Origin of the sequence: Dactylosporangium sp. NPDC005555 (assembly GCF_040605635.1) — a bacterium.
Taxonomy (GTDB): Bacteria; Actinomycetota; Actinomycetes; order Mycobacteriales; family Micromonosporaceae; genus Dactylosporangium.
The window spans coordinates 64,757-79,494 of record NZ_JBEXDG010000041.1 but is presented as its reverse complement, the minus strand read 5'-3'; the positions used below and the strand labels follow the sequence as shown (position 1 = coordinate 79,494).

Sequence of the window (14,738 nt, the reverse complement as noted above, 5' to 3'; positions counted from 1 at the left end):
AGGAGACCCTCATCATGGCAACCCCGACCGACGTCGGCACCCTCGCCGCTGTCTTCGTCGCCCTGTACGCCGCTCACCAGGTCGCCGACCACTGGATCCAGACGCAGCACCAGGCCGACCACAAGGCCGACACCGGGTGGCGGGGGCATCTCGCCTGCGCCGCGCACGTCGCCACCTACACGCTGACCGCCGTTGTCGCCCTGGTCGCGGTGCTCGCCGTCACCGGCGCGACGCTGCACCTCGGCTGGACCGCCGCCGGCCTCACCGTCTCGGCCGTCAGCCACCACATCGCCGACCGGCGGGCGCCGCTGCGGCGCATGGCCGACGCGCTCAAGAAGTCCCCGGCGTGGCTGGAGCGCGGAGGCGGCCTGTACGCCCTCGACCAGTCCTGGCACGTCGGCTGGCTGTTCATCGCCGCGCTGCTCATCAGCGCCTGAGGCACCACCAGTTCGCCCGGCGCGCGGCCTCCGTGGCCTAGGAACCCTCGGCCGCGCACCGGTCCCCATCCCTCCATCAGGAGTCAGGAGATCTCCAGCATGACGAGCAACGAACCGGACCGCGAGCACCCGAACGGGTTCGACTGGTCCAAGTACGAGTCCGAGGTGGCCGACGTCGCCGACGTGGTCGACCTTGGGGCCGCTCGCGCCCGCCGCGACGGCACCGGCGCCGAGAGCCACTTCGACATCCCGCTCGACGAGGAGCCGGAGCGCGGTGGCGTGCTGGTCGACGCGCCGCCGGCCGATCCGAAGGGCCGCCGCCCGATCATCCCAGGCAGGCTGCTGGGCTGGCAGAACTTCAAAGCGACCGTCCGTGACATCGCCGAGGACGCGTTGCACCGCGCCGGGTACCACGCGGTCCGGGCGCCCTGGTACGCGGTGCAGGCCGCGTTCTGGGCCACGGTGGGCCTGTTCAAGCTCGTCGGTCGCCAGTTGCGGTGGTGGTGGCTGTCGGAGCAGTACGGGCTCCGGCAGGCCGCTGCCGACGCGAACGACCCGGCGACCTGGTACAAGCTGCACCGCGAGGTCAAGGCCACCCGTGCGTGGCGCGGCATCGTCCTAGCCGCCGAGACGGCCGCGCTCGCCATCGGCGGACCGGTCGCCTACGCCATGGCCCCGTGGTGGGTCGTCGGGCTGGCCGCCGCCGGGCTGGTGTGCGGGCTGGCCCGTCTCGGACGGCCCGAGGACAAGCCGATCCTCCGGCCCGCCGTGATCGCTGGACGGTACCGGCGGGTCAACCCCGACATCATCCTGCGCGCCTACTACGCCGCCGCGCTCGGCCACCCGGACAAGCCCAACCAGCAGATCGGGTTCGGTTCAACGATGTCCCGTGACGCCTCCGGTTCCGGGTCGCAGGTGGTCATCGACCTGCCGTACGGCAAGACGTGGGAGCACGTCCTCAACGCCAAGGGCGCCATCGCGTCCGGCCTCGACGTGTCCGTCAACCAGGTGTTCCTCACCCGCGACCCGTCCAGCCACCGGCGGCACGTGCTGTTCGTCGCCGACCGCGACCCCCTCGCCATCCCCGCCGGCAAGACACCGCTGCTGGACTGCAAGCCCCGCGACATCTGGCAGGAGGCGCCGTTCGGCCTGGACGAGCGCGGCCGGAAGGTGTCGCTGCTGCTGATGTGGATCAGCGTGCTGGTCGGCGCGCAGCCCCGCAAGGGCAAGACGTTCGCCACCCGGCTCCTGGCGCTGTTCGCCGCGCTCGACCCGTACGTGCGGCTCATCGTCGTGGACGGCAAGATGTCCCCGGACTGGGACAAGTTCCGCCTCGTGGCGCACCGGATGGTGTTCGGTCCGGTGCCGAACCTGCGCGACGACAACCCCGTTGAGCACCTCCTGGAGGTGCTCCGCGAGGTTAAGGCGCACATCCTGGAGGTCAACGACTTCCTGTCCACGCTGTCCACCGCCGAGTGCCCGGAAGGGAAGATCACCCGGGAGCTGTCGCGGAAGTACCCGCAGCTCGCCGTGTGGATGCTCGTCATGGAAGAGTTCCAGGTCTACTACGAGCTGGACAGCCAGGAGCAGAACAAGGAGATCGCCGCGCTCCTGTCCTACATCATGGCCGTCGGCCCCTCCGCCGGGGTGATCCTGCTGTCCAGCAGCCAGAAGCCGTCCGGCGTGGGCTCCGGTGACGTCGGGCGCCTGTTCAACCGGTACCGCGACAACCACGCCGTACGGTTCGCGCTCAAGTGCGGCAACCGCATCGTCTCCGAAGCGATCCTCGGCGGTGAGGCGTACAGCGAGGGCTACGACGCGTCCGCGCTGCCCAACGGGCCGCAGTACCGGGGCGTCGGCTACATGTACGGCGCGTCGGACGACACCCCGACGGTGCGCACCTACCTCGCCGACCACGGCGACGCGGAGAAGATCCTCGCCGCCGCCCGCAAGCACCGGCAGGCCGCCGGGACGCTGTCCGGCGCCGCGATCGGCGAGAGCATCACCCGCGACATGCGCGACACCCTCGCCGACGTCCGCAGTGTGTTCCTCGCCGGGGAGAACGGCCTGCACTGGGCCACCATCGCCGCCCGGCTCGCCGAGACGCTGCCGGAGCACTACGCCGACATCACCCCCGACGCGATCTCCGCGCAACTCCGCGATCGTGTACCGAGCGTGAACGTCAAAGCTCGCGGCGAGGTCCTCAAGGGTGCCCGCGTGTCCGATGTGGACAGCGCGATCGACCGCCGCAAGAGCGCCTGAGAAGTAGCGGCGGCGCCGCTACCCGGTAGCGCCGCCGCTACCCACCCCGCTACCAACCTGGCCAGCCGCTACCCACCGAGGTAGCGGGTAGCGCCAGCAGCCCTCTGCACCCAAAAACAGCCTCTGGAGGCCGTTCCGTGCACACCATCGCCGCTACCGCTACCAGCAACGCCGCCGCAAGCGGCCTGCTCATCCTCGTCCTGACCGTCGTGACGCTTGGTTACCTCGCCGCGTGCTGGCTCTGGCCGTTCGTCGCCTGCCGCCGCTGCTCCGGCACGGGCAAACGCCGCGCCCTGATCGGCCGCGCGTTCGGCATCTGCCGCCGCTGCGACGGCACCGGCCGCCAGCTCCGCCCCGGCCGCCGCGCCATCAACTACCTGCGCACCGTCCGCGCCAACGACCGCAGCAACCGCCGCGGCGGCACCCGATGAACCGCCTCGCCCGACGCGGACACAGCGGCATCGACGCGCTGCGGCACACCGACTGGTGTGCCGGAGGGCACCGCTGCAACCTCGGTGAGCACCGCGCCGACCCCCTCGTGGTCGACGTCGAGGGCCTCGGCCGCGCCCTGCTGACCCGCGTACGCGCCGCCGATGGCCGGGAGCACGCGGAAGTGACCCTCACCGTCGCGCTCGCCGCCGCTGAGCCGTACGCGCGCCGCCAACTGCTCGACCTGACCACCGACCTGACGCGCGTGCTGGAACAGGCGACCCGCGCCAGCGCCCGACCCGGAGGAGGCACCCACTATGGACCTTCGGCCTGACTCACAAGCGTTGCTGCGCAACGCGATCGACTACATCGAGCGCGGCTGGCCGGTGTTCATGCTCGGCCGCAGCAAGCGCCCGCTCGCCAACTGCGACGGCTGCCGGACCGCTGGACCGGACCACGACCGCGACGCCTGCCCCTGCATGTTCTGCCACGGCCTCTACGCCGCGACGCTCGACCCGCAGCGCGTCACCGCGATGGTCGCCGCGCAACCTGACGGGCTGCTCGCGGTCCGGACCGGCGCGGTCGCTGGTCTGGTCGTCATCGACATCGACCCGGGCCACGGTGGCGCCCTCGACCCGGCGCTCATGCCGGAAACGGCCTGTGTGGTCACGGGAAGCGGCGGGTGGCACCTGTACTACCGCCACCCGGGAACGCCCGTCCTGAACAGTCAGGGACGTCTCGGCGAGGGCATCGACGTGCGGGGCGACGGCGGGTACGTCGTGGCGCCGCCGTCGATCCACCCGCGCACCGGCCGCCCGTACCGCTGGATCGGCGACCGGCCGGTGGTCGAGATGCCCCCGGCCCTCGTCACGGCCTGCCGAACCGCGCCGGCCGCCGTGGCGTCGGCGAGCACGACCAGGGCGCCGAGCTCGACGCCGGGCGGGGGCATCTCATCACCCGACGCGCTGCTGCGCTCCCTCCTCGACGCCATCCGCCGCGCGCCGAAGGGCCGCCGCCGCGCCACCCTCTACGGCTCCGCCCGGGGCGTCGCCCGGATGGTTTCGGCCAACGCCATCAGCACCCGCGACGCGCTGAACGCCTTGTACGACGCCGGAATCAGCGCCGGACAGACCGACCGCGAGACCCGCGCCGCCATCACCGGCGGATTCCGAGACGAAGGAGTAGCAGCGTGACCACCGAACCCGTTGACGGCGCCGCGATCCTCGATCGCCTGCACGCCGTCATCACCCGCTACGTCGTGCTCCCGTCCCCCGAGGCCATCGACGCGGTCGTGCTGTGGATCGCCGCGACCCACGCCATGCCAGCGTGGGCGCACGCGCCCCGGCTGGTCATCCGCGCGCCGGAGAAGCGCTGCGGCAAGTCCCGGCTCCTCGACGTGGTCGAGGGCATGTGCTGCAACCCGCTCATGACCGTGAACGCCTCATCGGCCGCCGTGTATCGCGCCATCGGCACCGACGAGCCGCCCACGCTCCTGGTGGACGAGGCGGACACCATCTTCGGCGGGAAGAACGCCGAGGCCAACGAGGACCTCCGCGGGCTGCTCAACGCCGGTCACCAGCGCAACCGGCCCGCGATCCGTTGGGACAACAACCTCCACCGGCTGGAGAAGATCCCCACGTTCGCGATGGCCGCGCTCGCCGGGATCGGCGCCATGCCCGACACCATCGAGGACCGCGCCGTCGTCGTGCGGATGCGCCGCCGGATGGCAGGCGAGACGGTAGCGCCGTACCGCCATCGCCGCGACGGGCCGGTGTTGCGGAAAGTGGCCGGCGAACTGTTCCAGTGGCTTCGGGGGCATCTCGCCGATCTGGAGCGCGCGGAGCCTGCGATGCCCTTGGAGGATCGCGCCGCCGACACGTGGGAGCCGTTGATCGCCGTCGCCGACCTCGCAGGCGGGAACTGGCCGACGCGAGGCCGGACCGCCGCAACCGTCCTCACCGCCGAGGCTGAGGACACCGGTCACGTCTCGACCCGCGTACGGCTCCTGGCCGACATCCGGACCGCGTTTACGACGCTCGGCGACCCGGGCGCCGCGACCACGGCCGAGCTGCTCGCCGCGCTCAACGACGACCCGGAAGGCCCGTGGCAGGGGTTCGGTCCGGCCGGGATGACCGGCAAGCGTCTCGGTGACCTGCTGCGGGAGTTCGGCATCAGCTCGGCGACCATCCGCTTCCCCGTAGGGCAGGCCAAGGGCTACCACCGCGAGGCGTTCACCGACGCGTGGAAGCGCTACTGCCCAGACCGAACCGTCCCATCGGTACCAGCATCGTCTTCCCAGCTCAGCGACGGTACGGATGCCGACCCCGGTACGGGTCAAGCCGTACCGGCGAAACCATCCGTACCGGCCGTGAGCAGCGAAAACGAGCCTGGGACGGATGGGACGGGTACCCCCGCCATCCGACGCATCGGAGGTGTCGCGTGACCACCGTCGCCACCCGCAAAGTGCTCTGGAAGATCCCCGAGGCGATGGCGCTGCTCAGCATGAGCCGCACGGTCATCTACGAGCAGATCCGCGCCGGTCGCCTCCGCACCGTCACCCAGGGCCGTGCCCGGCTCGTGCCGGACAGCGCGATCTCCGAGTACGTCGCACTGCTCGAACGGGAGGCCGCGTGACCGCGCGTCGAGGCCGTGGCGAGGGCAGCCTCTACTGGGACGAAGACCGGCAACGGTTCATCGCCGCCGTTGTCGTCGGCTACACGCCGGCAGGGAAGCGCATCATGCGCCGGGGGAGCGGAAAGACCAAGACGGAAGCGCGCGCCAAGCTGAAGGAGGTGCTCCGCGACCACGAAGACGGCCTCGCCATCGCGCCGCAGAACTACACCGTTGCCGACGCGGTCCGGGACTGGCTGACCTACGGCCTCAACGGGCGGTCAGAGGCGACCGTGACGAAGTGCACGGGCATGTGCAACACCCACATCATCCCCGACCTGGGCGCCCGGAAGCTGCGCGTCCTGAGTGCCAGCGACGTCGACAAGTGGCTCGCCGCCAAGGCCAAGACGCTCAGCACCGCGACGCTGCAGAACCTGCACAACTACCTCAACCGGGCGATCACCAGGGCCATGGCCCGGGACAAGGTGAAGCGCAATGTCGTGGCGCTGTGTGGCGTTCCGACCGGGCAACCGGGCCGCCCGTCGAAATCGCTCACGCTTGTGCAGGCGAGCGCGCTGCTCGACGCGGCCAAGGGCGCACCGGCAGAGGCGTACATCGTGGTTTCGCTGCTCACCGGTGCGAGGACTGAGGAGCTGCGGGCACTCACGTGGGCACACGTCGACCTCGTCGGCCTGGTCGACGCCGACCCGCCCGTGCCGCCATCCATCCAGGTATGGCGGTCGGTCCGGGCAGGCGGAGACACCAAGACCAAGAAGTCCCGGCGCACCCTCGCGATACCGGCCCGATGCGTCGTGGCGCTGAGCGCGCATCAGGCCAAGCAGCGCAAGGACCGCGCGGACTGGCAGGAGACCGACCTGGTGTTCGCGACGTCGAGCGGCGCGGCGCTCGACGCGGCCAACGTGCGGCGCGCCTTCCGGAGCGTGGCGCGGAAGGCCAAGCTGACGGAGCACAACTGGACGCCGCGCGAGCTACGGCACAGCTTCGTGTCGCTGCTGTCCAGCGGGGGAATGCGGATCGAGGAGATCGCCGATCTCATGGGTCACGCCGGCACGCGGGTGACGGAGGCGGTCTACCGCCACGAGCTCCGGCCGGTGCTGCTCAACGGAGCGGTCGCTATGGACAAGATCTTCGGGGGCATCCCGGAGGCTTAGGCACTCAGTTGGGCACTCACCGATAAGCAGAGGCCCGGTCGACTGTGTCGACCGGGCCTCTGACCTGTGTGGGCGATACTGGGTTTGAACCAGTGACCTCTTCCGTGTCAAGGAAGCGCGCTCCCACTGCGCCAATCGCCCTAGCTTTGGTGCCTCACCGAGGTGGGGCCTTTCGAGGTGGGAACGGGATTTGAACCCGTGTACACGGCTTTGCAGGCCGTTGCCTCGCCTCTCGGCCACCCCACCGTGGTCACCTATTCCCGAGCGGACGACGAGATTCGAACTCGCGACCCTCACCTTGGCAAGGTGATGCGCTACCAGCTGCGCTACGTCCGCACCGCCTGGCCAATCCCGCACCCGGCGACGGATGCAAACTCTAGCCGACCTCCAACCGTCATGCCAAACCGGTATCCAGATCCGGCGCGTCAGGGTGGGCCCGCGGTGAGGCCGGCGCAGGTCCGGAGGCCGTCGTACCGCTGGCTGAGCTTGGTCGCGGCGGCGCCGGTGAGCAGGGTGGGCCGGCCCGTGTCGGAGACGACGGCCGGGAGGAACTCCCGTTTGGTGACGGCGCGGTCCCGGACCGTGAGCCGCAGGACGCCGGTCTCGGTGCTCTTGGAGGTGCCGTACCAGAGGAAGTTGCCCATCCCGTAGGCGACGAAGGTGGGGCCGAGCCAGCCGGAGCCCTGCAGCGTGTGGGCGTGCGCGCCGATGATGAGGTCGGCCCCGGCGGCGGAGAGTCTGCCGGCGAAGGCCTTCTGGGCCGGGTTGGCGCAACTATTACCTTCGTCACCCCAGTGGTTGAAGACGATGACGAGGTCGGCCTGGGAGCGGGCGGCGGCGACCGCCGCGGTGGCGCGGGCGGTGTCGAAGGCCATGGCGATGCCGGGCTTGGCGGGGCCGGGCGCCCAGCTGGAGGCGAGCTCGCCGACCTGGCTGAAGCCGAGCACCGCGATCCTCACGCCGCGGACGGTGGTCAGCCAGGGGCGGTACGCCGCGTCGGCGTCGGCGCCGGCCCCGAACGCCGGGAATGACGCCGCACGGAGGGCGTCGAGGGTGTCGAGCAGCCCGACGCGGCCGTAGTCGAGGGTGTGGTTGTTGGCGATGCTGACCGCGTCGATCCCGGCCGCCTTCAGGGCGTCGATCGCGACGGGCGTGGTGCGGAAGTGGTACGTCTTCGGCTCCTCGGTGCCCCTGGACGTGATCGCGGTCTCCAGGTTGACGATCGTGAGGTCGGCCGCGGACAGCTGCGAGGCGATCGGGCCGAACGCGGTCGCCGGGTCCTTCAGCAGCTTCGCGGTGCGGTCCATGAAGTGCACGTCGCCGGCGAACACCAGCGTCAGGTCGACCGGCGTGGGCGACGGGGACGGCGGGGCCGAGGGCGGGGCTGAGAGAGAGGCCGACGGCGACGGCGCCGCGGTGGCGGTGCAGCCTGCGAGGACGAGCAGCGGCACCACGAACGTCAGGCGTCTCACGACATCACGCTATCGGGTGACCGGCCCCCTCGGTGAACACCACGCGACGATGCGCTAGAGTCTCAACAGCAACGCGGACGTAGCGCAGCTGGTAGCGCATCACCTTGCCAAGGTGAGGGTCGCGAGTTCGAATCTCGTCGTCCGCTCCAAGAGACAAACGCCAATGGGACCCGCCGCAGCGGGTCCCATTTTCGTGTCACAGCAGGCGTTTGCGCAGCGCCCGGCCGCCGATGGCGAGCAGTGCGCCGGCAGCTGGCGAGCGCCCGCACGGATGTGCCGGGACCCGGCCGCGGCTCGGCCGACCCTCCGCGCCCGAGCCCCCGGTAGAGCGCGAGCCCCCGGTAGAGCGCGGGCGTCAGGCCGGTCTGGGTCTTTGGGCTCAGGCGCGGGGCGGGGAGCGCCGCTAGCTTCGCAGGCGGCGGTTCCAGCAACGCTATCCACAGGAGACGTGCATGAGATCCCTTCGAGGCGCGCCGCGGTCGCGGCTGTTCATCCTGGCCGGTATCGCGGTCGCCCTGGCCGGCTTCCTCGGCTGGTTCGCGACCGGGCCGCTGCGCCTGGCCAGCGCCGACGACCGGCCGTTGTCGCAGGGGAAGCCGGCGACGGCGTCGTCGCTGGAGGGCCAGGGCTACCAGGCGAAGGCCGCGGTCGACGGCGACCCGAAGACCCGGTGGTCGAGCGCGTTCAGCGACCCGCAGTGGATCCAGGTCGACCTCGGCGCGTCCGTCGCGGTCGGCAAGGTCGTCCTCAACTGGGAGCGCGCCTACGCCACCGCGTTCGAGCTGCAGGTGTCCGTCGACGGGTCGAGCTGGCGGACGCTGTACACGACGACGAGCGGCAACGGCGGGGTGCAGACGCTCCCCGTGAGCGGCTTCGGCCGCTACGTGCGCATGTTCGGGACCAAACGGTCCAGCGGATATGGCTTCTCGTTGTGGGAGTTCCAGGTGTACGGGTCGGGCACGGGATCCGGGACGGGCACCGCTCCGGCGAGCGGGACACCGACGCAACCGACGCAGCAGCCTCCGAGCCCGACGGGCACCAGCGGGGCGGCCGGCTGGATCAAGGCGCCGAACCCGGTGACGAACGTCAAGGCGTCGCACGAGGTCCCGCCGAACAAGGGCGGGTTCCACGAGTTCCAGGCGAACTGCTCGGTCAGCCGGACCAACCTCGCCGACGACCCGATCGTCTTCCCCGGCCTGCCCGGGGCGTCGCACCTGCACACGTTCATGGGCAACACCACCACGAACGCGAACACGACGATCGAGTCGCTGTCGAAGGGGCAGACGACCTGCAAGGCGAAGGGCGACCTGTCCGCGTACTGGATGCCGACGCTGCTCAACGGCGACACCGCGGTCAACCCGGAGGGCCTGCAGGTCATCTACTACAAGGCCGGCGTGACCGACTACCGCAGCGTCCGCGCGTTCCCGAAGGGGCTGCGCTTCGTCGTCGGCAACGCGAAGAACACCGACGCCGACAAGTTCCTCGCCGCGACCGAGGAAGGCTTCGAGTGCGGCAACAGCTACAAGAACAAGAACATCCCGCAGACCTGCTCCGCGGCGCGGGACGTGAACCTCAACATCCGCTACCAGGCGCCGAGCTGCTGGGACGGGCTGCACCTGGACTCCCCCGACCACCAGAGCCACATCGTGTACCCGGTGGACACGCACACCGCGTCGGGCTGGGTCTGCCCAGACAGCCACCCGGTCGCCGTGCCGAAGCTGGAGTTCAAGATGGCGTGGCCGGTGAACGGTGACATGTCGAAGGTGCGCTTCACCAGCGGCGCCGGTCCCACGTTCCACTACGACTTCATGAACGCGTGGGACGAGCGGACCCTCGCCGCGATGGTCGACGGGTGCATCGTCGCGGCCCGGCAGTGCGACCCGGACGAGGAGCACCAGGTGACCGAAGGGACCGGCCGCCGGCACCGGCAGTGGCTGGGCGTGTCGGTCGTGGCGGCCGGGATGGCGGCGGCGACGGTGCTGGTGCCGCCGCTGATCGCCCCGGACAAGGACACCGCCGCCGGCCCGTCGCCGACGCCGACGCCGCCGGTCGTGCGGGGCTCGGCGAGCGTTCCCGGCAGCAGCGCGCCGGCGAGCTTCACCCCGATCGTGGTGGAGGCCGAGGACCCGGGCAACCGGCTGACCGGCGGCGCCGGCGTCACCGCGTGCGCGACCTGCCACGGCGGCGCCCGGGTCCGCTACCTGTGCTTCACCTGCGCCCTGGAGGTGCGGGCGGTCCTGCCGGTGGCGGGATCGCGGACGGTGACCGTCGGGTACGAGGTCGACGGCCGGCGCTCGGTGAAGGTCAAGATCAACGGCGGGGCGCCCCGCACGTTCCAGGTGACCGGCCCGGCGTGGAACGTGCCGCGGTCGTTCCAGTTCACGGCCGAGCTGCCGGCCGGTGAGCTGCGGCTGACGTTCTACAACGACGACACCCCGGCGCCCGACCTGGACGTGGTCACGATCACGTAGCGCAGTGCCGCCTTAGCGGGGGCTGAAATCCGTCTGAAGCGCGCGGCCTGGGTTCGGCGGCGGGGCCGGCGGCAAGTAGCGTTCGGGTCAGGGACGGGCACGGCACAGGCGGGTGATGGATGCGATCGGCGAGCCGGGACGTCGCCGCGGCGGCGTTGACCCGTGCGGCGCTCATCGCGCGCGCCGCGGCCACCATGAGCGCGGCCGCCGCCGGGCTGCTGCTGGTCGACGACCCGGGCCCGGTGCTCGCGGCGCTCGCCCTCGTCGCCGTCGCCACCGCCGCCCAGCTCGGCGCGCTGGCCCGGTGGCCGGGACTGGTCGCCCGGCCGGCCGCGGTCGTCGCCGCCGACTTCGCCCTGGTGTTCGCGGTCCTCGCGGTGAGCCGCGGCGGCATCGCGTATTTCTGCTTCGCCGCCGGCTCGGGCGGGCTCGCCGGGGTGGTGCTCGGCATGCGGGCGCTGCCGGTGTGGGTCGCGCACGCCGCGGTCAGCTTCGCGGTGACCGCCGAGGTGCTGCGCCGCTCCGGCCCGCCGGCCGAGATCGCCGCGTTCGTCGTGGCGTTCCCGATGGCCGGCGCGCTGGCGGGACTCGGCGCGGTCGTCGCGACCACGGCCCTGACCCGGCACCTGGAGCTGTCCACGAGGCTCCTCGTCGCCGCGCAGCGCTCGGCGGCCGCGGACGAACGCGCCCGGCTGGCCCGGGAGCTGCACGACTCGGTGAGCAAGACGCTGCGCGGCGTGTCCCTGGCCGCCCTGGCGCTGCCGTCGTCGCTGCGCCGCCAGCCGGCGCTCGCCGAGCATCTGGCCACGACGGTCGCCGCCGGCGCGTCCGCGGCCGCCCGGCAGGCGCGGGAGCTGCTGGAGGAGATGCGCCTCGACGTGCCGGACCGCGACTTCGCCACGAGCGTCGAGGAGCTCTGCGAGGCGTGGGCGGCGGCGTCGGGTGTCGCCGTGCGGACCGAGGTCAGCGACGTCCAGCCGCCGGTCATGGTGTGTTACGAGCTGACCCGGATCCTGCGGGAGGCCCTCGCCAACGTGGCCCGGCACGCGGGCGCGCGGCGGGTCGTCGTGCGGCTGGCGCGCACCCGGCGCGGAGTGCTGCTGGAGGTCACCGACGACGGCGCGGGCTTCACGGTGCCGGCGGACCTGTCACGCCTGCAGTCGGCGAGCCACTTCGGCATCGTCGGCATGGCGGAGCGGGCCCGGATGGTGGGCGGCCGGCTGCACCTGGACTCGGTCCCGGGCGGCGGCAGCACCGTCGCGGTCCACGTCCCGCTCGACCCCCACGGCACCGCACCCCGCCACCCCAGCGCCGCGGCGGCGTCATGATCGGCGCCCACAGAAGCACCGCGCCCGACACCCGGCACGGCACCGCGCCCGACACCCGGCACAGCACCGTGGACAGCGCCCGGCACAGCGGCGTGGACAGCGCCCGGCGGGGCGGCGTCAACGGGGCGATCGGGGTGCTCGTCGTCGACGACAACCCGATCGTGCGGGCGGCCGTCGGCGGCATCATCGCCGGCGACGACGCGCTGACGGTCGTCGCCGAGGCCACCAACGGCCGGGAGGCCCTGGAAGCGGCCCGGCGGCTCCGGCCGGCCGTCACGCTCCTCGACCACCGGATGCCGATCGCCGACGGGCTGTCCGTGATCGGCGGCCTTTCGCAGTACACCACCGTGCTCGTGCTGACCAGCGACGACCATCCGGACCTGATCCGCGGGATGCTGCACCACGGCGCCCGCGGCTACCTCGTGCACGGCGAGTTCGACCCCGCGGAGCTGCTGCGCGCCGTCCACGAGGTCGTGCGGGGCCGTGGCTGGCTGTCGCCGGTCGCCGCGTCGGTCGCCGCGTCCGTGGTCCGCGACCAGGTCACCCGGGAGCGGGTCCAGGACAGGGCCAGGTCCCGGTTCGGCCTCACCGACCGGGAGGAGGACGTGATGGGCCTGCTGTGCCGGGGGCTGTCCAACGCGGCGATCGCCCGGCAGCTGCTGCTCACCGAGAAGACCGTGAAGAACCACCTCAACCACGTGTTCGCGAAGCTGCACGTCCGCAGCCGCACCGAGGCCGTGGTGCGCTGGACCGACCCCGGCGCCTGAAGGCTCAGTCGAGGGCGGCGACGTAGATCGTGAACGCGATCGTCAGCAGCAGGCCGGCGGAGCCGCAGATGAGGCCCGCCAGGGCCATACCGGCCCGGCGGCCGGCCCCGCGGGTCGCCTTGTGCAGGCCGAGGCTGCCGAACACGATCCCGCCGAGCCCCAGCACGACGCTGACCGGGAGGCAGAAGGCCAACAGCACGGACAGGACGCCGAAGACCAGCGCCAGGGCCGGCCACACCGGGTCCTGTCGCGGCGTCTCGGCGGCGGCGACCGGCAGCGGCGGCAGGTCGCGGACGATGTGCGTCAGCTCGCCCCAGGTGCGGGCCGCGTAGACGTGCCGGGCCCGCGCGTCGAACTCGGCCAGGCTCAGCCGGCCCTCGCCGAGGGCGGTGCTGAGGTGCGCGACGACGGCCTCGCGGTCGGCGTCGGAGGCCCTGAAGGAGGGCGACGGGTACATGTGTCGACCGTAGCGCCACTGGTCGACGACAGGGGGTGACAGCATGGGGCGGCATGTGGGTGCCTTCGGAGGATGAGATCCGCGCGCTGCACGAGCGGCACGCGCCGGACCGGGCCATGTTCGACCTGGTGTGGACGCACTGCACGATCGTGTGGCAGGTCGCCCGGCAGCTCCTGGAGCGGACGGACGCACAACCGGACCTGGTCAGGGCCGGCTGCCTGGTGCACGACATCGGCGTGTACCGGCTGCGCGAGGGCGAGCACTACATCCGGCACGGGCTGCTGGGCCACGAGCTGCTGCGCGAGGAGGGCCTGCCGGAGGTCCTGTGCCGGTTCTGCTCCTGCCACACCGGCGTCGGGATCACCCTCGACGACGTGGCCCGGCAGGGACTGCCGATCCCGCCCGGCGACTACGTGGCGGTGAGCGAGGAGGAGCGCCTCGTCATGTACGCGGACAAGTTCCACAGCAAGAGCAGCCCGCCGAGGTTCGTGACCGCCGAGGAGTACCGCGGCGGTGTCGCCCGGTTCGGTGCGGACAAGGTGGCGCTGTTCGACGCGATGCTCGCCCGGTACGGCGAGCCCGACCTCACAGCGATCCGACCGTGACGTCCAGCTCGTGCGGGGTGCGGGCCTCGACGGCGAACCCCAGGTCGCGCAGCGCGCCGGCGAGCGCGGAAGGGGTCCGCGGCCGGGCGCCGGCGAGCAGCAGCGCGCGGACGAGCCGGCCCTTGGTGGCCTTGTTGAAGTGGCTGACGACCTTGCCACCGTGCAGGACCCGGACGGTGACCGCGTTGCGCGGCGTCCACATCGACGTGTACGCCGAGGATCGCAGGTCCAGCACCAGTTTGTCGCCGGCGACCTCGTCGAGGACCGGCGGCAGCGCGGCTCGCCAGTGCGCGGTCAGGGCGCCGGTGGTCGGCAGCCGGACCCCGATCGAGCAGCGGTAGGGCGGGATCCGGTCGCCGGGGCGGACCGCGCCCCACAGCCCGGAGAAGATCAGCAGGGAGGAGCGGGTGCGCGCGGGCAGCGACGCCAGGTCGAGGGCCTCGTAGAGGACACCGGTGTACAGCGTCGCCGCCGGTCGCACCGGAGCGGACCACAGCGCGGCGTTGCGGGCCGCCTCCCCGGCGAGCCCCGGCGTCAGACCTAGGACCGCCAGGGCCCCGTCCGGGTCGGTGCTCAGCTTCACCAGGTCGTCGACGACGGTCGTGCGCGCCTCGGACAGCGCCGGGAACGACAGCTTGTCCAAGGCAAGTGGAGCGCCGCGGCGCGGGGCGGCGGCCTTCCCCTCGGACGGTGGCAGCAGGATCAGCACCGCCCGAGGGTACAAGCCG

At 72.1% G+C, this 14,738-nt stretch carries 15 protein-coding genes and 4 tRNA genes; 13 read left to right on the top strand and 6 right to left on the bottom strand.

Going from position 1 to position 14,738, the window contains the following annotated elements; all coding sequences use genetic code 11:
- Window positions 1–14 precede the first annotated feature (14 nt).
- The 8 genes from ABZS58_RS34910 to ABZS58_RS34875 all read left to right on the top strand — a co-directional run bounded on the left by ABZS58_RS34910 (window position 15) and on the right by ABZS58_RS34875 (window position 6,910).
- The gene (locus ABZS58_RS34910) at window positions 15–437 is read left to right on the top strand and encodes a DUF3307 domain-containing protein (protein WP_354787523.1); all 423 of its coding nucleotides are present in this window, start codon (window positions 15–17) and stop codon (window positions 435–437) included.
- A 99-nt stretch (window positions 438–536) separates the two neighbouring features.
- Complete coding sequence (locus ABZS58_RS34905; RefSeq protein WP_354787522.1) at window positions 537–2,699, top strand: cell division protein FtsK; 2,163 nt, start codon at window positions 537–539, stop codon at window positions 2,697–2,699.
- A 137-nt stretch (window positions 2,700–2,836) separates the two neighbouring features.
- Window positions 2,837–3,130 carry a hypothetical protein gene (locus ABZS58_RS34900; RefSeq protein WP_354787521.1) on the top strand — a complete coding sequence of 98 codons (294 nt, stop codon included), beginning with the start codon at window positions 2,837–2,839 and terminating at the stop codon, window positions 3,128–3,130.
- The gene (locus ABZS58_RS34895; protein WP_354787520.1) at window positions 3,127–3,462 is read left to right on the top strand and encodes a hypothetical protein; all 336 of its coding nucleotides are present in this window, start codon (window positions 3,127–3,129) and stop codon (window positions 3,460–3,462) included. Before ABZS58_RS34900 ends, ABZS58_RS34895 begins: the two co-directional genes overlap by 4 nt.
- Window positions 3,446–4,321: a bifunctional DNA primase/polymerase gene (locus tag ABZS58_RS34890; protein ID WP_354787519.1), complete on the top strand. Its 876-nt coding sequence runs from the start codon at window positions 3,446–3,448 to the stop codon at window positions 4,319–4,321. Before ABZS58_RS34895 ends, ABZS58_RS34890 begins: the two co-directional genes overlap by 17 nt.
- Window positions 4,318–5,571 (top strand): DUF3631 domain-containing protein, encoded by a 1,254-nt coding sequence (locus ABZS58_RS34885; protein WP_354787518.1) that lies wholly within the window; start codon window positions 4,318–4,320, stop codon window positions 5,569–5,571. Before ABZS58_RS34890 ends, ABZS58_RS34885 begins: the two co-directional genes overlap by 4 nt.
- 44 nt (window positions 5,572–5,615) lie before the next feature.
- Entirely contained in the window at window positions 5,616–5,762 is a 147-nt protein-coding gene (locus tag ABZS58_RS34880; RefSeq protein WP_354787544.1) for a DNA-binding protein, read from the top strand.
- On the top strand, window positions 5,759–6,910 hold the full coding sequence (locus tag ABZS58_RS34875) for a site-specific integrase (protein ID WP_354787517.1): 1,152 nt from the start codon (window positions 5,759–5,761) through the stop codon (window positions 6,908–6,910). Before ABZS58_RS34880 ends, ABZS58_RS34875 begins: the two co-directional genes overlap by 4 nt.
- Window positions 6,911–6,979: 69 nt before the next feature.
- On the opposite strand, the gene ABZS58_RS34870 is transcribed toward ABZS58_RS34875, so the two are convergent.
- The 4 genes from ABZS58_RS34870 to ABZS58_RS34855 all read right to left on the bottom strand — a co-directional run bounded on the left by ABZS58_RS34870 (window position 6,980) and on the right by ABZS58_RS34855 (window position 8,382).
- A tRNA-Val gene (locus tag ABZS58_RS34870) sits at window positions 6,980–7,051 on the bottom strand.
- Between the two features lie 34 nt (window positions 7,052–7,085).
- Window positions 7,086–7,156: transfer RNA gene (locus ABZS58_RS34865), tRNA-Cys, on the bottom strand.
- A gap of 17 nt (window positions 7,157–7,173) precedes the next feature.
- Window positions 7,174–7,246: transfer RNA gene (locus ABZS58_RS34860), tRNA-Gly, on the bottom strand.
- An 89-nt stretch (window positions 7,247–7,335) separates the two neighbouring features.
- Entirely contained in the window at window positions 7,336–8,382 is a 1,047-nt protein-coding gene (locus tag ABZS58_RS34855) for a CapA family protein (RefSeq protein WP_354787516.1), read from the bottom strand.
- Window positions 8,383–8,455: 73 nt separating this feature from the next.
- On the opposite strand from ABZS58_RS34855, the gene ABZS58_RS34850 reads away from it, so the two are divergent.
- The 4 genes from ABZS58_RS34850 (at window position 8,456) to ABZS58_RS34835 (ending at window position 12,948) form a co-directional block, all read left to right on the top strand.
- Window positions 8,456–8,531: transfer RNA gene (locus ABZS58_RS34850), tRNA-Gly, on the top strand.
- 303 nt (window positions 8,532–8,834) lie between these two features.
- Complete coding sequence (locus ABZS58_RS34845; RefSeq protein ID WP_354787515.1) at window positions 8,835–10,853, top strand: DUF1996 domain-containing protein; 2,019 nt, start codon at window positions 8,835–8,837, stop codon at window positions 10,851–10,853.
- 119 nt (window positions 10,854–10,972) lie between these two features.
- On the top strand, window positions 10,973–12,181 hold the full coding sequence (locus tag ABZS58_RS34840; protein WP_354787514.1) for an ATP-binding protein: 1,209 nt from the start codon (window positions 10,973–10,975) through the stop codon (window positions 12,179–12,181).
- On the top strand, window positions 12,178–12,948 hold the full coding sequence (locus ABZS58_RS34835) for a response regulator transcription factor (RefSeq protein WP_354787513.1): 771 nt from the start codon (window positions 12,178–12,180) through the stop codon (window positions 12,946–12,948). Before ABZS58_RS34840 ends, ABZS58_RS34835 begins: the two co-directional genes overlap by 4 nt.
- A 4-nt stretch (window positions 12,949–12,952) precedes the next feature.
- Here ABZS58_RS34835 and ABZS58_RS34830 read toward each other — a convergent pair whose 3' ends face one another.
- Window positions 12,953–13,405: a DUF1707 and DUF4190 domain-containing protein gene (locus ABZS58_RS34830; protein WP_354787512.1), complete on the bottom strand. Its 453-nt coding sequence runs from the start codon at window positions 13,403–13,405 to the stop codon at window positions 12,953–12,955.
- A 53-nt stretch (window positions 13,406–13,458) separates the two neighbouring features.
- Between ABZS58_RS34830 and ABZS58_RS34825 the strand changes: the two genes are divergently transcribed.
- The gene (locus ABZS58_RS34825; protein ID WP_354787511.1) at window positions 13,459–14,010 is read left to right on the top strand and encodes an HD domain-containing protein; all 552 of its coding nucleotides are present in this window, start codon (window positions 13,459–13,461) and stop codon (window positions 14,008–14,010) included.
- Here ABZS58_RS34825 and ABZS58_RS34820 read toward each other — a convergent pair.
- Window positions 13,991–14,719 carry a peroxide stress protein YaaA gene (locus tag ABZS58_RS34820; RefSeq protein WP_354787510.1) on the bottom strand — a complete coding sequence of 243 codons (729 nt, stop codon included), beginning with the start codon at window positions 14,717–14,719 and terminating at the stop codon, window positions 13,991–13,993. The two genes, ABZS58_RS34825 and ABZS58_RS34820, sit on opposite strands and share 20 nt — an antisense overlap.
- Between the last annotated feature and the right edge of the window lie 19 nt (window positions 14,720–14,738).